Source organism: Chryseobacterium sp. C2(2020), from assembly GCF_014218915.1.
Lineage (GTDB): Bacteria > Bacteroidota > Bacteroidia > Flavobacteriales > Weeksellaceae > Chryseobacterium > Chryseobacterium mucoviscidosis.
Genome location: NZ_JACLCT010000007.1, coordinates 61,515 through 81,006 on the forward strand (window position 1 = coordinate 61,515; position 19,492 = coordinate 81,006).

Below are 19,492 nucleotides of genomic sequence, written 5' to 3' on the forward strand. Positions count from 1 at the left end.
TTATACAATTTTTAGTGTCCGTGTTCTCCTTCTCCTGCATTAACGATTTTAGCCATAACGAAAAAAGCATTCTTAGTTACGATTTTTGCACCCTGTGGAATTTCCTTTAATGCAGTAATTTGTGTATAACCCATATCAGATACGCCTTTCAGCACTTCTACCTTTTCAAAATTCTTAGCAGTTTTATCTTCTTTATGGTCTTTTTCTTCGCCCTCTTTGTGGTCGCCTTCTTTTTCGCCTTCTTCGTGATGGGCTTCTGCTTCTTTATTGGTTTGTACAAAAATGTAGTATTTGCCATCGGCATTTACAATCGCATCAGTTGGTACAGCAGGCGTTGTTACATTATTAAGGCTTACAATTCCTGTGATATTCATTCCATCAATTAAACCACTTTTATTACCATTTACACGACAATGAACGGCGATGGTTTTGCTCTCGTTTTCAAAGGATGAACCAATGCTGAAAACTGTAGCATCATACTCAGCAGTAGGATTATTGGTTAAAGTAAAATGAATAGTTTGTCCAACTTTTACCTGTGGTAAATCTTTTTCAAACACCTGTAAATCTAAATGCAATGAACTGTTATCTACAATTTCGATAACCGGCGAAGAAACATCTACATAACTTCCAATTTTGGCAAAAACGTTGCTAACCGTACCATTCAGCGGACTGGTTACGACCAATGCGGATTTTAAATTTCCGTTTGATACCGAACCTGGATTGATGCCCATTAATTGTATCTGCTGTTGCAAGGAAGCTCTGCGGGTTCTTAAACTGCTTAATTCGGCAGTAGCACTTTGCAGATTTTTCTTTGCACCTGCATTGCCTTCATTCAGTTCTTTTTGCCTTGCTAATTCCTGTTCTGCAAACGTAATTCTGCTTGCTGTACTCAAATATTCTTCCTGCAATTGGATGAACTGCGGATTGGCAATGGTTGCAATAACCTGACCTTTTCTTACATAATCTCCAATTTGAACTTTCAGTGTTCTTATCACACCGCCATACAAAGAAGTGGCGTTGGCTTTATTGTTATTGGGAACTTTCAGATTTCCGTTTGCTTTGATGGTTGCTGTTAATTCCTTGTGTTCAATGGTGCCTAATTGTATGCCTACCGTTTTTATTTGTTCTTCGGTAAGTGTGGCAATGGTTGGCGTTTCTTCCTCGTGTGGTGCTTCTTCTTTTCCTGCAGTTTTGGTTTCGGCAGATTTATCTTCTGCTTTCTTATCATTTTTACAGGCAGAAAAAGCAAATAGTAAAACAGCTATGGCTGTCATCAACGTGATTTTTTTTATATTGAATTTCATTTGTACTTATTGATTGATGAATGAATAAATATTGATTACAGATTGGTTGACCTGCTGAATACTTTTGAGGTAATTCAACTGAATATCGGTTGCGGTTTGCAAGGCAAAAAGATATTCTACATAACCGATGTCGCCTGTTTTGTAACCTAATTGTGCTGCTGAAACAATTTCTTTAGCATTAGGCAAAGCTTCTTGCTGAAAATAATTGAACTGCTTCATATCCTGCTGGTATTGCAACAAAGCATTTTGCATTTGCGTTGCCAACGTTCTCTGTTGCTGTTGTGCATTGGCTTCGGCTGCTTGCTTTCTATAATCCAAAGATTTTATTCTGGCTTTGGTAGCACCGTAAGTAATGGGAATTGCAATGCCGATGTTTACAGAATTAAACCGGTTTCCGCCATTGAAAAACTTCTCAGCTCCATTCACATTTTGAAAACCAATTAAAGACTGATTGACATACCCAATCGTAAAATCGGGTAAACCTTGTGCCCGTTCTACTTTTTTGGTTTTTTCCGCAATAACTGCTTCCTCATACAAAGATTGAATAGCAGGATGATTGGCTACTGCATCATTATCCAACAAATTTGAAATTTGTAAAGGCTGAAAATTTCCATTTCCTGATATGGTAAAATCTTCTTTCGTATTCATCAATGTTTTCAGATTGGCAACGGCATTACTTAAGAAAACTTCATTTTGTTTTAATAACAAATTGATTTCGCCTTTCTTGGCTTCTGCCGTACTGATGTCCACTTTTTTGGTATCGCCCGTTTTGTAACGAAGCTTTGCAATGCCTATGAAATTGTTGTACAAACTGTCTAATTCCTGTAGTTGTTTTTGATTGTGTTGCAAGTACAAAATTTGATAATAATAAGTACGTACTTGGTTTTTTAATTCTAAAACACTCAAGTTCTTCTGCAATTCTTTACCTTTAATTTCAGCATTAATCAACTCCTTTTTTGCTCCGAATAATGACGGAAAAGGAATGGTTTGTGACACCTGAAAAGACTGGTCGAATTTGGTGCTGTTGTATTGTCCCAACTGTGCATTAATATCCAACTTAGGTAATTCTCCGGCTGTTTTTTTCAACGCTTTGCTGGCATCAATTTCTAAATCTGAAGCTTTAATGGCTTGATTATTTTGAAGCGCAATATTTATCGCATCATCAACACTTGATAAATGCTGTGTTTGTGCATTTGCTGTAAAGCCTGTTAATGACAGAAGCAATACAATGATAGTTGCAATAGGTTTCACTTTGGGTTTTCTTTTTAAATTAATTTTTGAATTGAAAATGATGTAGAGTAAAGGCAGAACGAACAGCGTAAGGAAAGTTGCCGTAACCAAACCACCGATTACTACGGTTGCTAAAGGTTTTTGAACTTCTGCACCTGCACTGCTACTTAGTGCCATCGGTAAAAATCCTAAGCTCGCAACGGTTGCCGTCATCAATACAGGTCGAAGTCTTATTTTTGTTCCTTCGATTACTCGTTTGAAAACATCTTTTATTCCTTCTTTTTCCAATTGGTTGAAAGTGCCTATCAATACAATTCCGTTAAGAACGGCTACACCAAACAAGGCGATAAAACCAATTCCTGCACTGATGCTGAAAGGCATTCCACGAAGCATTAAAGCCAATACGCCACCAATGGCGCTCATCGGAATTGCGGTAAATATTAAACCTGCTTGCTTAAAGGAACGGAACGTGAAATAGAGCAACACAAAAATTAATAACAAGGAAATAGGAACGGCTATCATTAATCTATTGCTGGCTTCTTTCAGATTTTCAAACTGACCGCCGTAAGTGAAATAATAACCTGGTGGTAATTTTACCTGTGCATTTAATTTTTGTTGAATTTCTTCAACCACACTTTGCACATCTCTGCCTGCAACGTTGAACCCGATTACAATTCTTCTTTTTCCTGCTTCACGACTTATTTGCGCCGGACCTAATTTATAATCAATCGTAGCAACTTGTGATAACGGAATTTGATTGCCTGTGGAAGTTGGTATCATTAAATTATTTACATCTTCAATACTGCTTCTGTGAATACTATCTAACCGAACCACCAAATCAAATCTTCTTTCATTTTCGAAAACCACACCTGCACTTTTCCCTGCAAAGGCGGTACTTACAACGTTGTTTACGTCTTCTACATTAATGCCGTAATTGGCTAAACGAGTACGGTCATATTCCACATTTATTTGCGGTAAGCCACTCACACGTTCTACTTGTGGAGATGTAGCGCCTTCTACTGTTTGTATAACCTTACTAACCTTATCAGCATTCAAGGCAAGCGTATCTAAATTTTCTCCAAATATTTTTACTGCAACATCTTGCCTAATACCTGTCATCAACTCATTGAAACGCATTTGTATTGGCTGGTTCTTTTCGAAAAATACACCAGGTATTGCTTCTAATTTTTCATTGATAGCATCTGCCAATTCATCATAACTTCTGCCACTTTTCCATTCACTTTGCGGTTTTAAAATAACCATTAAATCTGTCGCTTCAGGTGGCATTGGGTCGGTTGGTACTTCTGCGGCTCCTGTTTTACCGACCACCATTTTTACTTCATCAAATTCTTTAATAATTCTTGAAGCTTGCATTGATGTTTCGATACTTTGGCTTAATGAACTTCCTTGTGGTAAAATGCAGTGAAAGGCAAAATCGCCTTCCTGCAATTGTGGTATAAATTCGCCACCCATTCTGCCAAATAGAAATAGTGTAAAAGCAAATACAGCAACGGTTATGCCCACTAACCAATATTTTATTTTGATGGCTTTTTCTAATAAAGGCTGATACATTTTTTGCAACCAATTCATCATTTTATCTGAAATGGTTTCTTTGTGCATCGGCTTTTTAGATAAAAACAAAGCACACATCATCGGAATATAAGTAAGGGATAAAATCAATGCGCCAAATATTGCAAAACCTACTGTTTGCGCCATAGGACGGAACATTTTTCCTTCAACACCTACCAACGTCAAGATAGGAATGTAAACGATTAAGATAATGATTTCGCCAAAAGCTGCACTGCTACGGATTTTAGAAGCGGATGTAAAAACTTCGTTATCCATTTCCAATTGTGTAAGTTTTTGCTTAGATTTTCTTAAACCCAAATGATGCAAAGTGGCTTCTACAATAATTACCGCACCATCTACAATTAAACCAAAATCTATCGCACCCAAACTCATTAAATTGGCACTCACGCCAAAGACATTCATCAAGGCTAAAGCAAATAGCATCGCTAAAGGAATAGCGGAAGCGACAATCAATCCCGCTCTGAAATTTCCCAAGAAAATAACCAATACAAAGATGACAATCAATGCACCCTCTATCAGGTTTTTTTCTACGGTACTCATTGCTCTGCCTACTAAATCGGTGCGGTCTAAATAAGGTTCAATGATAATATCATCGGGTAAAGATTTTTGAATAACGGGTAGTTTTTCTTTGATACGATTGACAACCTCGTTACTGTTTTCGCCTTTCAGCATCATTACCACACCGCCCACTGCATCTACTTCGCCGTTATAAGTCATTGCGCCATATCTTACCGCACTTCCAAATCTTACATCGGCTACATCTTTAATAAAAATAGGAATACTGCCACCGTCATTTTTTACACTGATATTTTTTACATCATCTAAAGAAGTAACCAAGCCAATTCCACGAATGAAATAAGCATTTGGTTTTTTATCAATGTAGGCACCGCCTGTATTTTGATTGTTTTTTTCTAATGCCGTAAAAATATCAGTAACACTTACACCCATTGCTCTAAGGCGGTTCGGGTTCACGGCTACTTCATATTGTTTCAGCTCGCCACCGAAGCTATTGACTTCGGCAATTCCTGGTGTTCCGTACAATTGTCGGGCTACAATCCAATCCTGCATTGTGCGCAATTCTTTGGCATCGTATTTTTTCTCGCTTCCTTTTTTGGGATGGATGATGTATTGATACACTTCGCCCAAACCTGTACTTACGGGAGCCAGTTCCGGCGTACCAATTCCTTTCGGGATTTTCTCTTCGGCTTCTTTTAATTTTTCATTGATTAATTGCCGGGCAAAATAAATATCTACATTGTCTTTAAATACAACCGTAATTACCGACAAACCAAACCTCGAAATGCTCCGTGTTTCTTCTAAATCTGGAATATTGGCAATACTTTGTTCAATAGGAAAAGTTACTAATTGTTCTACTTCTTGCCCCGCCAATGTGGGACAAACCGTAATTATTTGTACCTGATTATTAGTAATATCGGGTACGGCATCAATGGGTAATTTTGTGGCGCTCCACACTCCCCAAATAATGAGCAACAAGGTCATTATACCAACGACAAGCTTGTTCTTGATACTGAATTTTATAATGTTATCTAACACGTATTTCTGTTTAATATTTTACAAAAAATATACTTGCCACTTGTGGTAAGCAGCCAACAGATTTATGAATGTCTATGGAATGGAAAACGTACTATTTGCCTATTATCACAAAAGCAAAAGCTTTATGGATTTATCTGAAACAAACAGGAAAACTTAAATGGATTGCACATATCATTATAAAATGAATGACAGGAGCATCATCAGTTAAGGCTAAACATCAGCCATCAACAGCATTTGGAAAATCTGTAAAAATTAAACATTAAACTTGGGTGGGTTCCAGATATTTCCTTGGTAGCGGGAAATTAAGGTGTAATCACGGATTGTGATTTTTTTAGTAACGAAAGCAAGTTTAGGTTGCTTGATTTCAAAAGGCTTGAAATTAAAAGACCCGATGCTTACACTGCAACAAGTGCAATAGCAAAAAGGACTACAATTGTCGTCGCTATCCTGGTTATGGTCGTGAGATTGGGCGGTTTCAAATTTAGGAACGGTATCTTCACACTGATTGCTTGCATCGCTGCAAGGCAACGCTGCGAGTACCATCAGGTAAAAAGTCCATATTGTGAGAAACCATTTCATTAGGGTACAAATATAGAAAAATAATTTGTGCAATCGGATTGCAAAGTTTCAGATTATTTTAATTGCATCTGTCACACCTTCCTTTAAGCACCAAATTGATACCTTCTAATTTGAAGTTTAGAGGAATATTGATGTTGGGAATTTCTGCATCTGTAAGGCAAAAAGTTCGTTTGCATTGTGAGCAATGGAAATGCGTGTGCTGCTCCGAAGGATTACAACTGCAGCCGGATTGGCAAAGTGCATATTTTACAACACCCGTTCCATCATCGATTGTATGGATAAGTTTGTGCTCTAAAAATGTTTTTAAAGTTCTAAACAAAGTGACATTATCTGCATTTTCGAACTGTTCTGCCAATTCTTTATGACTGATGGCGTATTGTTGCTGCATCAATTTTTCTGCCACCAACAAGCGCATTGCGGTAGGTTTTATATTTCTTTGTTGTAAAACATTTTCTAATTCAGTCATTCTAATTCAAATTTCTATTGTCCAATCATCCTTGTCATCTTCGTTAACTGCTATTTGCTCTATGATGCTGTTCGATACACTGTCGGAGTACGTGCCATAGCCATTTACGAAAATCCCTTTTGCTCCGTCTTTTTGGTTTCTCATCGCATACAAGATAGCTTCATCTTCCAAGTCATTCAGTCCTGTAAAACGATAAATTTTATCAATAACTATGTCACTTAAATTGACCTTTTCGCCTCCTATTTTGTATGAGATATTTTCTTCCAATAGGTTAAAATCTTCGGTATAACCTCTTAGTCTTAATATTTCAATTACCTCTGATAATGTTTTTTCTGTTGATAGCATAAGTTATTTTTATAAGTGTTTACAAATAATTAGTAAAACCTACCGATTTTTTATGTGATTTCTATAAAATGCGTTCTATTTAGCAACATTTTTTATCCTGTTGTATTGGTGGACAAGGAACACTGGCATAGCTACAATACACACAGCAGTCGCCTTGTAGTGGTTTTAACCTTGTTTTGCAATTTTCACATTCATAAAAATACTGACAAGCATCAACTGGCATTGTTTCCTCTTTTTTGTGCCCACATTTTGGGCAAGTTATTATTGATTGTAATTTAATTTCCATTATGATATAACTTTACTTTCTAGTGATTTATAACCTGTCGAATTGATAGCTTTTTCGATTTCAGCAATACGGGTTTGCTTATTATCAAACTTGACAATAGCGTTGCCTTTCTCATAGGAAACGACAACTTCGATAATTCCTTTTAGTTTGCTAACCTCTGTTTTAATATGATGTTCACAACCTGAACAAGTCATTCCTTTAATTGTAAACTCAACTTTCTGAATTTTGGAACTTTGGGTAATAATTGTTTTGTTTTCGGGCTTTGGAAAAAAGATGTGAGCGTAAATTGGAAATGATAAAAGTAAAGCCACCACAAGGGTAATAATTCCTAAAAATGATTTTGTTTGCATAAAATTTATTTTTTCAGTTGTTTCACATTTACAGTCAATTTTCTTTTGCGGTTTCAACTTTTGATACCAAGCAAAACCAATTACTAAAATTGTTAAACCGATAAAATATGGTCGGAAAGGTTCGAGCCAGGAAAAGTTTGAAGCAAGTCCGCTCGTCCCTGCTATGAGAGCTAAAATAGGTGTAATGCAACACAATGAAGCTACAATTGCTGTCAAAAGTCCAGTCCCGATTAGTTTGTTGTCCGTTTTCATATTGTTTCTAAAATTTTGTTGTCGTCAAGTATTTTAAAAAATGGTTCCAACATTTTTTCATACTCTTTCGTCAACGAGTAAAAAATGGTTTGCGCTTCTCTTTCGGTTTCAATAAGCTTTCGGTCTTTGAGTTTTCTCAAGTGCTGAGAAATTGCTGAAATTGTCATACCAAGAATATCGCTTAAATCACAAACACAAAGTCGTTTTTCTTCAAAAAGAAGAAACAGAATTTTCAGTCTTACATTGTTTCCCGTCAACTCAAGTCCGTTCGACAAATAGTCAAACGAGCCGTGGAGTTCTGAAACTCGTTCTTTACAGCGATTGATTTGTTTAATGTCAGCCTGTTGTCTTATGCAAGAAGTATTATCCATAATGCAAATATAGCTAATTTTCTTATTTAAGCAAATGCTAAAATATAAGTATTAAAATTTGGTATTTTATATGTTGATGTAATGGTGCCGTTTCTTTCAATTCTTCTAACAATATATTAACAGAGACATCACAAAAATATTTAGTATAATCATTCTTTCTGTACCAAATGCTGTAAGTTCGGGTCATTCTTGATGCGCTCCATTTCACTTGAAACAATATTCAGGATGTCTGCTTTTATTTGTTTATAATTACTTTCAATTTCCTGCTTCATCTTATCCTCGCTCTGCTCATTCACAAAAGATAAGATTTGCGGTATTTGCTGATAGGCTTTGCTTTCTGCTGCTACCTTTTCATTATCCACCACAATTTCGGCGTGAAATATCTTTTGCTCGATACGTTCATCAAAGTTATCCGATACAGAACCCACGAACATACCCTGTGTAAGCGTTGAAATTCTGGAAGCTGGAATAAGGCTGTCTAACTGTGTGGAAATAGAAGTTGATTTATCATTGCGGTTAATCGTCATACTTTGGCGTTTCTGCAATACCTTACCGAAGCGTTCCGATAGGCTCTTTGCTGTTTCGCCAACCACTTGACCACTGAATATATTACCGACTGTATTTTGTATTACCTTACTCTCTTTGTCGCCGTAATCCCTTGTTAATTGCGAAAAATCCTGAAATCCTAGGCATACCGCCACCTTATTACTTCTCGCCGTTGCTATAAGATTATCCAGCCCCCTGAAATAAATCGTAGGCAACTCATCTATGATAACGGAACTTTTAAGCTGTCCCTTTTTATTAATCAGCTTTACAATCCTTGAATTGTACAAGCCCAAAGCTGCGGAGTAGATATTTTGACGGTCGGGATTATTACCCACGCACAAAATTTTTGGTTCTTTAGGATTGTTGATGTCCAATGAAAAATCATCGCCAGTCATTACCCAATATAACTGTGGACTAATCATTCTTGACAAAGGAATTTTTGCCGATGCAATCTGTCCCTGTAATTGGTCTTGCGCTCCACCTTGCCAAGCATCCATAAAGGGCGATAAATAATTTTCCAAATCAGGGTACGAGGTTAAAATCGTGAATACGTCCGAATACTTTTTGTTCAGTAATTCAATGGCGTGTGGGAACGTACAATACTTACCATCTTCGTAGATTTTCAGATACCAAATAATGGCAGCTAAAAGAATGATTGGGCTTTCCACGAAAAAATCCCCTTGCTTCTGTATCCACGACCTGTTGAGGTTCAGCATTATGGTGTAAGCCGCTTCGTAGGCATCAGAAATGTCCGTCATAAAATCGGGATTGAGTGGATTGCAACGGTGGCTCTTGCGTGGGTCGTCGAAATTTATCACGTAAAATTTCGGCTGAACTTTGTACTTGTCCCTGTGCTTCAGTAGATGATTGTAGGCAATGGTTGAAAGGTCATCAAACTTGAAATCGTAAATGTACATACTAAAGCCTTTCTCTATCTGCTGCTTGATGTAGTTATTTACGATTGCATAAGATTTACCTGAACCCGGAGTACCCAACACGATTGATGCCCTGAAAGGATTTACAATGTTTATCCAACCGTTGTTCCATTTGCCTTTGTAGTAAAATTTGGTGGGCAGGTTGACGGAATACTCGTTTTCCATCAGCTTGGTTTCCTGTTGAAAGCTCTCGTTCTCGTTATTGAAAACATCGTCCATCAGATTAGTGCGGAGCAAGCGGCTCATCCATACACCTGCCATCAGCAAAGCGATATAGCCTAATGAGATAGTAAGGATATATAGGAATGTGCCTGTTGCCGGAAATAACTTTAGCAACGGTGTGTTTAGAAAGAACAGCACAAAGCCAACGCCCAACGCCACGTAAATTTTAGACCAGGTTATTTTCTCATTTTTTACGCCCTTTGTTCCTAAGCAACTTAAAGCCAGTAAAACCAAAGCGAATGCTTTGGTGTAAAGGGTATGTGAAAACAAACCCGCCGTCCGGTCGAAATTGACTAATATCTTGTTGATTACTTCCAACGTCCAACCACGTTCTAAAAAGAAACCGTAGCAGAACCAATAAAGGTGCATCAGCACCAAAAGAATACTGACAGCCCGCATAAAAGCCATTATCTTGGCAAGTCCTCTTAAATCGTCTTCTCCCTGCATTATTTTAAGTTTAATGTTCGGGCGTGAATTTAAAGGCTCTATGGAGTGGCTATAAGAATGTGGCAGTCTGTGGCGTTGTGTGGCAGTATTTGGCTAAATATTATTTCTGCCTCTTTGACGTTTGCGTTTCTTCTTCATCTTATTGGCAAAGTCCTGTTCTTCGTAATCGTCGCCCTGGGTTTCGGACAGTAAGCCGCCCAATGCTTCAATCAAGCCGTCTTCGTGTTTGTCAATAGCTAAGAAGTCAAACAAATGGTGTGGTTCTTCCGCAGGAAGATCCGCATCATTTGATGTGGACAGTTTGGGTTCTAAAACGGCAGGTTCTTTAATATCTGGTTTGATGTTATTGTTCCAATAATCATTAAAGGTATTGGCAGAAAGTTCTTTTTCCAATCTTGAACCATTCCAAACCGTTTTAGAATTGTGGTCAATAAAAGTTATTCCGTAAATACGCCCTGTGTCATTTCTACGAACCACAACGTTAATGCCCTGTTCCGCTAATTGCTTCTTAAAAGCCTGTTCAGCGCTCGTGGTTTTCAGGGCAATAGTAACGGCAGATTTTAGGGTCTGTTTGGTTGGGTTGTCTTTCAAAGCTGTTTTGCATTTCGCAAAATGCAATTCCAAAGCCGGAAGCCCTGCGCTCTTTCCGAACAGTGAAGCCTTGAACGGATGCCCGGCTCTTTCGCCCTTTTCATTCAAGGGAATGTACAATAAACCCTGCTGCATCTTTCCCTGCAATTCTCCCTCGATTTTCTCGGCGGTAATATTGAACAGTGAAAGCAGGGCATTGTATTCTCCCAAAGTTTGGTATTGGTAGTAGTTGGGCAGGTGGCGAACGACCGAAGCGATTTGGCTTTTTACATCGCCTGCCCGATAATCTACCGGGCGAAAAACCCTATCAGTTTGATTGCGCTCCTTATCTGTTGCAGGTATCAATCCGTGTTTTCTTTCCAGTTCACGGCATACATTCATAGACCGCATTTTCTCGAATTTGTCCGAAATCTTTTTGCCCTGCTCATCTACGCAAACCGATACAATGTGTATATGGCTGCGGTCAATATCGGTATGTTTGAAAACTACAAAAGGCTGTTCGCCGTAACCCATTTCCCGCATATACTGCTCTGCCATTTCCCTGAACTTATCGTCGCTTACCTTATCATTTGGGTCAGGATTGAGCGAAATATGCAGTGTATGTTTCTCGGTATTGCGGTTGGCTATCAGGTAAGGCGCAAAAGACTGGGCTAACTGTGCTACGGAATAATGACCGCTTGCCGTTTCAATCATCTTATTGGCAAACAAAATCTGCCCGTTTTCATTCTCTACTTTAAGCTGATTGTACGCCAATGCCCCGTATAAATTTGCGCTTCTTCCAATTTTTGCTATCATTTCTACCGCTATTTTTTGAGGTGTTTGGCTTCAAATTCCTCACTTAATTGGATAATTTTTTGGCATAGCACCGCCATTTCTACTGTTTGTTTTTCCAGTTTGTACAGAAACGCTGCGGCTTTTTTCTCGGAAAAATTCTTGTACAGCAGCTTTACAATTTGGTTATAGTTTACACCGATAGAACGGAACTGGCTGTGAAATGAGGTCAACCTCATATAAAAATCAACCGTTCCTTTGTCAATCTGAATGGTCTTTATTGTCTTGTCAAAGATGCAGGACGTTATAAAGTGCGCCTTTACCTGCATACCTGATTTATCAAAAAGGGCAAGAAAGCGGGCGTGTTCCTGTTCGTTAAAGGAAATCGTATAGCGGATTGTCGCCGGGTCTTCTTTTGGGCGACGTCCGGTCTTTTTCAATTGCTTTTTGTTGTTATCGTTCATCACTAATCCATTTTAAAATCCATACAAAACCCTGACTTCGGAAGGTGTTTTCTGCCCCCTGCAAAGGGCAAGTTGTTTTGAGCATCGGAAATCATTCCGAGATGCTCAAAACACAACTTGCCGTGTTCCGGTGAACACAAAAATCCGCCCTGCGGGACGGATTGAATGTAACAGGGAAAAACGGCTCGATGCCGTTGCTGTTACCTCTTGATTTGTCAGGTGATGTTTGCATAAATCCATTAATAAAAATCATTTTACAAAGTAAGCCCCTCTTTACGAAAGCATTGTACAGTGTGGCAGTGCCAAACACTGCCTCTGAACGCCAAACACTGCCACCGCTATACAACCGAATGATTTTGATGAGTTCTTTGCCCCTGAATGTTGGCAGGCAGACAGCCCGTACTTCAGGACGAGCTGACGGCACACATTCAAGATGGCAGGTTATCCTGCCTGCAAGATTGCAAGAAAGCAAGAGCGCAGGAATGACGGAAAGCGTGACAGCCTGCTATCAGACAATCACGCCTGCGTGACGGATGGAATGATAGACGGAACGATTGCAAGAATGCAATCCCGCCTGATAAGATGCCTGAATGAAAGCATTGCTGCTGTATTGCAAGAAAGCAGGCAATCAGCAATTCCCGCAGGCAAGCCTGATAGCTATCCTGCAAGAAAGACAGCACGAAATCTGGACTGCACGGGTGCAAGCCTGCAAGACTGAAAACAGGAAGATGTAAACTTTAAATTTTAAAAATATGGACACAAAAAAGAAACCTCTGTTCGTTGCCTTTTCTTCTCAAAAAGGCGGTGTTGGCAAAAGCACGTTCACCACGCTTGTTGCAAGTACGATGCACTATCGGTTGGGCTACAACGTAGCCGTATTTGATGCGGATTTTCCGCAGCACAGCCTGATGAAAATGAAAACCCGTGATTTGGCAATGGTAATGGAAAATGAGGCGTTGAAAAAACTGGCATATAAGCAGTTTACCACCATCAACAAAAAAGCCTATCCAATTATGCAGCACAAAGCGGATAGCGTACTCGATGCGGCGCACGAATTTGTAAACACTTCTCCCGTTCCGCTTGATGTGCTGTTCTTCGACCTGCCCGGAACCGTGAACACGCCCGGTATCCTGAAAGCACTGGCAGGTATGCACCACATTTTCACACCCATTACGGCAGACCGTGTGGTAATGGAAAGTACGCTCATCTTCACGCAGCTTTTACAGGACGTGATTATGAAAAAAGGCGAAACTTCCATACAAAGCATTAACCTATTTTGGAACCAGGTGGACGGCAGGGAAAGCACACCCTTATATGACGTGTACAATCAGCTTATCGGGCAACTGGGATTAAGCCTGATGCAAAGCCAAATCAAGAACAGCACCCGTTTTCGCAAGGAAAGCGAAGCAAACAGCAAAACGGTTTTCCGTTCTACGGTAATGCCTCCCGACGAGCGTTTGATGAAAGCCTGCCAGTTAGACCTGTTCATTAGCGAATTTTTAAACATCATTCAATTGTAGTACTATGGAAAAAGACAATAAAAGAAAAGTCACGCCGGACATTAACGAGGAAATGATGATGAACCTGATGGTGGACGGAGTTAAAAAGGACGGTTTGCAGCTACCGCCTGAACCTGCCGAAGAGCAGGTAAAAGAAGCGGTAAAAGACGAGGTGCAGCAGGAAGAATTATCACAAAGCAAACCCGCACAACGGGAAAGAAGCCGTACAAAGAAAAACCTTGATGGAAGCTACGGCGAACACTTTTTGAAAACCCACTCGATGACAAAGCGGGGCGATAAAAGCATTTATATCCGGCAGGAATACCACGAACGGCTATCTCGTATTGTACAGGTAATCGGTAAAGATGCTATACCCCTGTATGCCTATCTCGATAACATACTTGAACATCATTTTGAAATGTTTGAAAAAGCCATTACCGATGATTTCAACGAAAAGTTTAAACCCATTTTTTAAAGTACCTGATTATGGAAATAGTAATTGTGATATGCCTGCTAATCGTCATTGTCCTGCTTTTGCAGGATAAGATTGTTATTCATAAAAGGTCGGAGCAAAAGCCCACACAGAAAAAAGTTAACCCGAACCTGCCCGATATTATGGGGCAGCCCAAGCCAGTAAGAAGCCTTTCAGTGCCAAACACTGCCAATGAAAGCCAAATAGCGGAACCGGAGATAAACCCTGATAATTTAGACATTGAATATGACGAAAACGAAAACGTCAGCATTCAAATTCCGCAGGAAGAACTGGACGAAGTTTTCAGCAATATGCCTGATTTGGAGGAAGAGGAAGAAGAATGGAACAGGTACGGAATATCCGGTGGCGATAACGGTTTTGCCCAAGGGGTTACCTACGACGAACTAAGCTCCGTAGGGGCATTGCTCCAAAAAGAGAATTTGGAACAGGCTCAAAAGGAAGCAGCGGTAGCCATAGTTCAGAAATTACAGGGAACCGGATTATTCAGCCTACTGGAAAATTCCATTGAGGGTGCTTCCCTAAAGATTGTCGAGCTTTTGGATAGCACACTTTCATCTGAAAGCGACGACGGTTCTTCCACCTTGCGGAAAAGTGATTTGGGTGATTTTGACATTGGGGAGTTTGTATAGACTTCCCTTTGTCTTTTTAAACTTCGTTTTCCGAGAACTCTTCAAAGACAGAATAATTTTTTATTCCTTTAGATTTATTCACTTTTCCCATAATTGTCCCATCAATCCGGCTTTTTAGATATGATGCTAAATCTTCAAAATGTCGAACATCAATATAATTCATCCCTGATGCTTTATATCTTTTAGACAATGAAATAGTAAAAGCAGCCCAATTGAATTTTTCTCCCTTTTTGCTTAATTCAATTTGTTTCCAATCGCCATATCGCTTTTTTAAATAATCAATGTAGTTCTTCTTGGAAAGCTCTTTACCCAACGCTCCGTCCGGTAGTTCAATTTTTGTCTTTCCAGGCTTGGCTTTCTTTACAAACTTTGGAAAATACTTATGCAGTAACGCCTCTGATTGCTCAATATGCTTTGTTATGGTATCCCATCCCCAGTAATATAAATGAAAGGGTATTTTCTGTTCTCTTTTTATTTGATTTAGGTATTCCTGTATTTGAGCATCGTCACGAAACGTAGAAGCAAAAACAAATTTGTCAAAATCAATCGCTAAATCCCTTGCTTTTTCTAAATCGGTATTTATATCCTGAATTAGAATTTTCCTTATAGTTTCATCTTTTCTTCCAATACTTTTCAATTTGCACTGTATAACCGTTTTTGTTTTGGAAGAAAAGACATCAATACCTTTCTGATTTTGTCCTTTCACACCAAACGTCTGAAAATCTGTATTCTCATATGATGAGGTATTCTCTACAAAATTGAATAAATCACAAGTGAGTTCCTCAAATAACCTTTCATCTTTTAAAGGAGGTAATTGATAGTTCGCCATTTAAAAAAATCGTTTAAAAATTGTTTCCTGCTCGGTATCTGAATATTCAGCAATTACTTGTTTAGACCAATCAAAATCAAACTTTCCAAACTTACTCTCATCCCCAGTCAAATCAATTTCATCTTCATTGAAAGTAACGATATATTGAAAATTATGTAGTTCGTTTGATTTGTGGTACATATAGTTCAGAACATTGGATATTGTTTTGTATGATATGGCGTGAAATACACCATCGTGTACAAGAAAATCCGGGATACTCCGTTTGTCAATCCTGCTTTTTAAGAATACCATTAAATCATATGCTACAATTTTCAAACGCTCTTGCCCTAAAGCATCCGCTTTAGGAATTTCCAAGCTTATTTTAAAAGGCAATTGGTTTCTTGGCGAAGTAGAGTTTAATGTGATATTAAAATAAGAATTATCAAATTCTTCATCCAAATAGATAGCATTTTCAAGAATTTGTTGAAATAACAATCGCAACTCATCAAGATAGGTTTGTTGCTTGTTTAGTTCGCTGACAATATCCCTCTTTAATTCAGCTATTACAATATTTGAGTTCCCTAATATTTCTTCGATTTCGTCAATTTCTCGTACAATTGAGGTATTCCGTTCTAAAAGTGTTTTTTCATTGACTAATCTTTCGTAGGTACTCTCAATCCTGTCCAATGCACCTCTCTCTTTTAGCATTGAAAATAATTGGCTCCTGTTCTTTTCTAATTTTTCAAGCTGTGTTAAACTTTGGTCTATTGATGATTGTAATTTCTTTTCTTCCTCCAACAAATATTTATTCCTGTTCGCCAAAAGTTGCTTTTTAAAGTCTATAACTTCGTCTAAACTTCTTTTTACAAAGTTGCCAAATGTTGCTACCGTTTCATTGTAGAGCTTACGAATTTTGTCCAGGTCAATAGATGACACTTCGTTATAAGAGGATTTTAGTTTGTCTAATTTCCGGTTTGTATTATGATAGATGACAGATTGCTCATTAATTTCAGAAATAACCTGATTTAATTTTTGCTCTATCTCTTTATGATTGGCAAGAAAGTTATATTCCTTCAGACTGCTTTCGAGTGCAGCAATGTCTTTTTCAATCTTTAACCGCTCTGTTCTAAATTCCTGAATATCTTTACCTGTATCTGCTTTAACCTTTTCTGAAAGGGATTTTACCGTATTATTATACCTTTCGTATTCAGAAGATACTTCGTTATATTTTAAAAGTGTTTTTGTCGGGAGATTTAGCAAATAAAAATTATACAATGCCTTTTCTCTTGCATTGGCATTGTAAGAAACAAAATTTAAAGGGTCAACTCTTTGCTGACTTTGCAAGTCGTCCTTAACAAAAAATTCCATCAACGTTCCATATCTTTTTCCTTCAAAGAATACTTCGTTGTTCTCTGTCGGAAAAAATATCCCTTCCAGCAATTTCGGCATTTCAGATTTTTCATATTCATCAAGAGCATCCGGTCGCTTCCCGAAAAATATTTTTTTTGTATCGGCAAAGCCCCTCTTGATAAAATATTTTTGTTCCTGTACTTCAATTTCTAAAGTAATCGTGTGTTCATCATCACGTAAAAAGTCATACTTTTTTTGAGCAAATCTTTTTTCTGCTTTACCGCTTAATAAGGTAAAATCAACAAGCCTGACCAACGTAGATTTGCCAATACCATTAATCCCTCGTGCTTCTTTATCCCCAGAGTATTTGCCCAATATGATGTTTATTCCATTGTGAAATGGAACAGCATCTATAAGGTTGGTTTCTGAATATATTCTAATTAACATTGTTGAATAAACTTGTTTGATTTTCTTCTTGGCTTTCTTTCTTTACCAATTTGATTTTATATCCTTTTTTCTCAATGCTGCCAATCGTATGCAAGAAGGTCAAGGCATACAGAAAAAGGTCGGGTGTCCTATCTTTATCCCTGTTTAAAAACTTATTCATTATATCATCCACGATAACGTATTTGTTTTTAAAAGGGGAATTACCCATAATACTTATAATATCTGCTCCTAATACCATAAGGTTGGTTTTAAGATTGCTTTCGGGCTGCGGTAATATCATAGTTAATTTTCTGTTTTTCTGCCTATTAAGCACTGTTCAAACATATACAGCAATATAGATTTTACGCATTTTACATATTCATCATCTTTAATGTTTCCATATGTCGTTGTATATTGGTCGGTCAGATTATATAATCTCTCCTTGAAATTTCCTGAAAGTTTATTGTAATCATTTATAACCCTTCTTTTCAGGGTATTAATCTCATCATCATTATATCCCGAAAGTATATTGGTAATCGTATTAAACTCCGTCATCACCAATACCATTTCCGAGTTCATCCCGTCCCAATCTTCCTGTTCAAAGTTGAGTTCGATTTTCTTTTGGGGAGGGACTAATGTTTTCCTGTCGAAATGCAGAGCTTTATCTTCTTCGTTTGATGCATTCAGTAGGTCATTAATGATTTCCTGAATATAGTCCTGTATAAAAAAGCTTTCAATGCCTAAGTAGGCTGCAAGTTTCCTTTTTTTACTTGATAAAAGTTCATCAACAATAGAAAGAATTTGGTCTATCCCCTTAATCGAAGTAACGCCATCTAAACCCTGAATTAGTGTAAATTGTTCCGGTGACACTTCGTGGTTAACATACATTTCCCAATTTGGAAATTTGTCTTTCCAGTTTTTCTGGTATTTTTCAAAATCTCCTTCTTTGTTTGCTGCACCTAAAACTTTTGTTTCAAAATCAGTTTTGCTATATTTTCTTGGCGCATAACAAGCCAATATCTTTTGTTCGGGCAAAATAGTACCGTCATTGCCTTTATCCTTATTCCTCCTGATGGGCGTATAGTTATTAACGCCATATTTCAAAAGAAACAGTTCATCAATAAATTCTTCGAACTCAAATCCTTCTTTGGATTGAATTTGCATTTTAAAAGCGTTCTTCAATAATTTATCCATATACAAATCAGAGTTCCAAATTAATTTTAACTGTACCGTCAAATCCCTTTTCTACTATCTCTTTAAGGGTTTGAAGTTTGATATTATTGCCATAATCAGTTTCAACCTTAGAAATGTAACTCCTTTTCTTACCCACTTTTTGGGCTAATTGTTCTTGAGTTAGCTGTCTTTGTTCTCTGGCTTCCTTCAGCATTTCTCCAATATGTCTGCCTGATATTTTCATCTCAAAAAGGATTAAAAGTGACTTTATTATGAATGTACAAATGTAATTTAAAAGTTGCATTGAACCAACTGTAAATTGCAATAAAAGCCTCCCATCATTTGTACTTCCGCTCTGGAAGTCCCCACCAATAAAGCCACTCACAGCCAAACACTTCCTCTGACTGCCACTTTCTTATAATGCCTCTTTTTCCACAAGACATTTGTCCCGAAAGCTCGCAAGGTGCGGGATAAACAGTAACAAATTAATGTGTTTCAATTATGGAAAAACAGAGAAAAAAAGTTTTACTGGCAGCCGTGGCAATGCTGTCGGGAATTGGTGCGTTCGCACAGGGAAACGGGTCGGCTGGTATCAACGAGGCTACCCAAATGGTAACAAGCTATTTCGACCCCGCAACGCAGTTAATCTACGCCATCGGTGCGGTAGTCGGGTTAATCGGGGGCGTTAAGGTGTACAACAAATTCAGCTCCGGCGACCCTGACACGAGTAAGACCGCAGCTTCGTGGTTCGGTGCGTGTATCTTCCTGATTGTTGCCGCTACCATCCTGCGTTCATTCTTCCTTTAATCCG

The 19,492-nt window shown here is 38.2% G+C and carries 20 protein-coding genes; 4 read left to right on the forward strand and 16 right to left on the reverse strand.

Going from position 1 to position 19,492, the window contains the following annotated elements; all coding sequences use genetic code 11:
• Window positions 1-11: 11 nt before the first annotated feature.
• From H6W52_RS06090 to mobA, 11 genes are all read right to left on the reverse strand, one after another.
• Window positions 12-1,304: an efflux RND transporter periplasmic adaptor subunit gene (locus H6W52_RS06090; RefSeq protein ID WP_072885934.1), complete on the reverse strand. Its 1,293-nt coding sequence runs from the start codon at window positions 1,302-1,304 to the stop codon at window positions 12-14.
• A 6-nt stretch (window positions 1,305-1,310) separates the two neighbouring features.
• On the reverse strand, window positions 1,311-5,678 hold the full coding sequence (locus H6W52_RS06095) for a CusA/CzcA family heavy metal efflux RND transporter (protein ID WP_116096956.1): 4,368 nt from the start codon (window positions 5,676-5,678) through the stop codon (window positions 1,311-1,313).
• A 252-nt stretch (window positions 5,679-5,930) separates the two neighbouring features.
• Window positions 5,931-6,257: a DUF6660 family protein gene (locus H6W52_RS21430; RefSeq protein WP_372487778.1), complete on the reverse strand. Its 327-nt coding sequence runs from the start codon at window positions 6,255-6,257 to the stop codon at window positions 5,931-5,933.
• Window positions 6,258-6,315: 58 nt separating this feature from the next.
• The gene (locus tag H6W52_RS06100; protein WP_084019000.1) at window positions 6,316-6,723 is read right to left on the reverse strand and encodes a Fur family transcriptional regulator; all 408 of its coding nucleotides are present in this window, start codon (window positions 6,721-6,723) and stop codon (window positions 6,316-6,318) included.
• Window positions 6,724-6,729: 6 nt separating this feature from the next.
• On the reverse strand, window positions 6,730-7,068 hold the full coding sequence (locus tag H6W52_RS06105; RefSeq protein WP_072885930.1) for a hypothetical protein: 339 nt from the start codon (window positions 7,066-7,068) through the stop codon (window positions 6,730-6,732).
• 79 nt (window positions 7,069-7,147) lie between these two features.
• Window positions 7,148-7,354 carry a GDCCVxC domain-containing (seleno)protein gene (locus H6W52_RS21190; RefSeq protein WP_084019001.1) on the reverse strand — a complete coding sequence of 69 codons (207 nt, stop codon included), beginning with the start codon at window positions 7,352-7,354 and terminating at the stop codon, window positions 7,148-7,150.
• Window positions 7,354-7,956, reverse strand: a complete 603-nt coding sequence (merTP, locus tag H6W52_RS06110) for a mercuric transport protein MerTP (RefSeq protein WP_084019002.1) — start codon at window positions 7,954-7,956, stop codon at window positions 7,354-7,356. The genes H6W52_RS21190 and merTP overlap by 1 nt, the downstream gene beginning before the upstream one ends.
• The gene (locus tag H6W52_RS06115) at window positions 7,953-8,327 is read right to left on the reverse strand and encodes an ArsR/SmtB family transcription factor (protein WP_084019003.1); all 375 of its coding nucleotides are present in this window, start codon (window positions 8,325-8,327) and stop codon (window positions 7,953-7,955) included. The genes merTP and H6W52_RS06115 overlap by 4 nt, the downstream gene beginning before the upstream one ends.
• Window positions 8,328-8,476: 149 nt before the next feature.
• Window positions 8,477-10,477 carry a conjugal transfer protein MobC gene (gene mobC / locus H6W52_RS06120; RefSeq protein WP_116096952.1) on the reverse strand — a complete coding sequence of 667 codons (2,001 nt, stop codon included), beginning with the start codon at window positions 10,475-10,477 and terminating at the stop codon, window positions 8,477-8,479.
• 93 nt (window positions 10,478-10,570) lie between these two features.
• Window positions 10,571-11,863 carry a conjugal transfer protein MobB gene (mobB, locus tag H6W52_RS06125; RefSeq protein ID WP_116096950.1) on the reverse strand — a complete coding sequence of 431 codons (1,293 nt, stop codon included), beginning with the start codon at window positions 11,861-11,863 and terminating at the stop codon, window positions 10,571-10,573.
• Between the two features lie 8 nt (window positions 11,864-11,871).
• Window positions 11,872-12,303 carry a conjugal transfer protein MobA gene (mobA, locus tag H6W52_RS06130; protein ID WP_116096948.1) on the reverse strand — a complete coding sequence of 144 codons (432 nt, stop codon included), beginning with the start codon at window positions 12,301-12,303 and terminating at the stop codon, window positions 11,872-11,874.
• A 752-nt stretch (window positions 12,304-13,055) separates the two neighbouring features.
• Here mobA and H6W52_RS06135 point away from each other — a divergent pair.
• From H6W52_RS06135 to H6W52_RS06145, 3 genes are read left to right on the forward strand one after another with little or no spacing between them, the layout of a single operon-like run.
• Window positions 13,056-13,823 (forward strand): ParA family protein, encoded by a 768-nt coding sequence (locus tag H6W52_RS06135; RefSeq protein WP_116096944.1) that lies wholly within the window; start codon window positions 13,056-13,058, stop codon window positions 13,821-13,823.
• 4 nt (window positions 13,824-13,827) lie between these two features.
• Entirely contained in the window at window positions 13,828-14,277 is a 450-nt protein-coding gene (locus H6W52_RS06140; RefSeq protein ID WP_116096942.1) for a DUF3408 domain-containing protein, read from the forward strand.
• Window positions 14,278-14,288: 11 nt separating this feature from the next.
• Complete coding sequence (locus H6W52_RS06145) at window positions 14,289-14,924, forward strand: conjugal transfer protein TraD (RefSeq protein ID WP_116096940.1); 636 nt, start codon at window positions 14,289-14,291, stop codon at window positions 14,922-14,924.
• Between the two features lie 16 nt (window positions 14,925-14,940).
• Here the strand turns inward: H6W52_RS06145 and H6W52_RS06150 are convergent, their stop codons facing one another.
• The 5 genes from H6W52_RS06150 to H6W52_RS06170 are packed head-to-tail and all read right to left on the reverse strand — an operon-like array spanning window position 14,941 to window position 19,066.
• Window positions 14,941-15,753: an endonuclease gene (locus H6W52_RS06150; RefSeq protein ID WP_116096938.1), complete on the reverse strand. Its 813-nt coding sequence runs from the start codon at window positions 15,751-15,753 to the stop codon at window positions 14,941-14,943.
• Window positions 15,754-17,529 (reverse strand): DUF2326 domain-containing protein, encoded by a 1,776-nt coding sequence (locus tag H6W52_RS06155; protein ID WP_116096936.1) that lies wholly within the window; start codon window positions 17,527-17,529, stop codon window positions 15,754-15,756.
• Window positions 17,519-17,767, reverse strand: a complete 249-nt coding sequence (locus H6W52_RS06160) for a hypothetical protein (protein ID WP_228445352.1) — start codon at window positions 17,765-17,767, stop codon at window positions 17,519-17,521. Before H6W52_RS06160 ends, H6W52_RS06155 begins: the two co-directional genes overlap by 11 nt.
• A 44-nt stretch (window positions 17,768-17,811) precedes the next feature.
• The gene (locus H6W52_RS06165) at window positions 17,812-18,672 is read right to left on the reverse strand and encodes a hypothetical protein (protein WP_228445354.1); all 861 of its coding nucleotides are present in this window, start codon (window positions 18,670-18,672) and stop codon (window positions 17,812-17,814) included.
• Between the two features lie 37 nt (window positions 18,673-18,709).
• Window positions 18,710-19,066 (reverse strand): helix-turn-helix domain-containing protein, encoded by a 357-nt coding sequence (locus tag H6W52_RS06170; protein WP_228445356.1) that lies wholly within the window; start codon window positions 19,064-19,066, stop codon window positions 18,710-18,712.
• 116 nt (window positions 19,067-19,182) lie between these two features.
• On the opposite strand from H6W52_RS06170, the gene H6W52_RS06175 reads away from it, so the two are divergent.
• Window positions 19,183-19,488 carry a DUF4134 domain-containing protein gene (locus tag H6W52_RS06175; protein WP_002979435.1) on the forward strand — a complete coding sequence of 102 codons (306 nt, stop codon included), beginning with the start codon at window positions 19,183-19,185 and terminating at the stop codon, window positions 19,486-19,488.
• The last annotated feature ends 4 nt before the right edge of the window (window positions 19,489-19,492 follow it).

What these genes read in the sequence shown, in the direction of transcription:
- H6W52_RS06160 (WP_228445352.1), bottom strand. Translation starts at nt 17,767, where the DNA reads ATGGTATTAGGAGCAGATATTATAAGTATTATGGGTAATTCCCCTTTT.
- H6W52_RS21430 (WP_372487778.1), bottom strand. Translation starts at nt 6,257, where the DNA reads ATGAAATGGTTTCTCACAATATGGACTTTTTACCTGATGGTACTCGCA.
- mobC (WP_116096952.1), bottom strand. Translation starts at nt 10,477, where the DNA reads ATGCAGGGAGAAGACGATTTAAGAGGACTTGCCAAGATAATGGCTTTT.
- mobB (WP_116096950.1), bottom strand. Translation starts at nt 11,863, where the DNA reads ATGATAGCAAAAATTGGAAGAAGCGCAAATTTATACGGGGCATTGGCG.
- merTP (WP_084019002.1), bottom strand. Translation starts at nt 7,956, where the DNA reads ATGAAAACGGACAACAAACTAATCGGGACTGGACTTTTGACAGCAATT.
- H6W52_RS21190 (WP_084019001.1), bottom strand. Translation starts at nt 7,354, where the DNA reads ATGGAAATTAAATTACAATCAATAATAACTTGCCCAAAATGTGGGCAC.
- H6W52_RS06155 (WP_116096936.1), bottom strand. Translation starts at nt 17,529, where the DNA reads ATGTTAATTAGAATATATTCAGAAACCAACCTTATAGATGCTGTTCCA.
- H6W52_RS06165 (WP_228445354.1), bottom strand. Translation starts at nt 18,672, where the DNA reads ATGCAAATTCAATCCAAAGAAGGATTTGAGTTCGAAGAATTTATTGAT.
- H6W52_RS06175 (WP_002979435.1), top strand. Translation starts at nt 19,183, where the DNA reads ATGGAAAAACAGAGAAAAAAAGTTTTACTGGCAGCCGTGGCAATGCTG.
- H6W52_RS06145 (WP_116096940.1), top strand. Translation starts at nt 14,289, where the DNA reads ATGGAAATAGTAATTGTGATATGCCTGCTAATCGTCATTGTCCTGCTT.
- mobA (WP_116096948.1), bottom strand. Translation starts at nt 12,303, where the DNA reads ATGAACGATAACAACAAAAAGCAATTGAAAAAGACCGGACGTCGCCCA.
- H6W52_RS06140 (WP_116096942.1), top strand. Translation starts at nt 13,828, where the DNA reads ATGGAAAAAGACAATAAAAGAAAAGTCACGCCGGACATTAACGAGGAA.
- H6W52_RS06090 (WP_072885934.1), bottom strand. Translation starts at nt 1,304, where the DNA reads ATGAAATTCAATATAAAAAAAATCACGTTGATGACAGCCATAGCTGTT.
- H6W52_RS06100 (WP_084019000.1), bottom strand. Translation starts at nt 6,723, where the DNA reads ATGACTGAATTAGAAAATGTTTTACAACAAAGAAATATAAAACCTACC.
- H6W52_RS06135 (WP_116096944.1), top strand. Translation starts at nt 13,056, where the DNA reads ATGGACACAAAAAAGAAACCTCTGTTCGTTGCCTTTTCTTCTCAAAAA.
- H6W52_RS06150 (WP_116096938.1), bottom strand. Translation starts at nt 15,753, where the DNA reads ATGGCGAACTATCAATTACCTCCTTTAAAAGATGAAAGGTTATTTGAG.
- H6W52_RS06115 (WP_084019003.1), bottom strand. Translation starts at nt 8,327, where the DNA reads ATGGATAATACTTCTTGCATAAGACAACAGGCTGACATTAAACAAATC.
- H6W52_RS06105 (WP_072885930.1), bottom strand. Translation starts at nt 7,068, where the DNA reads ATGCTATCAACAGAAAAAACATTATCAGAGGTAATTGAAATATTAAGA.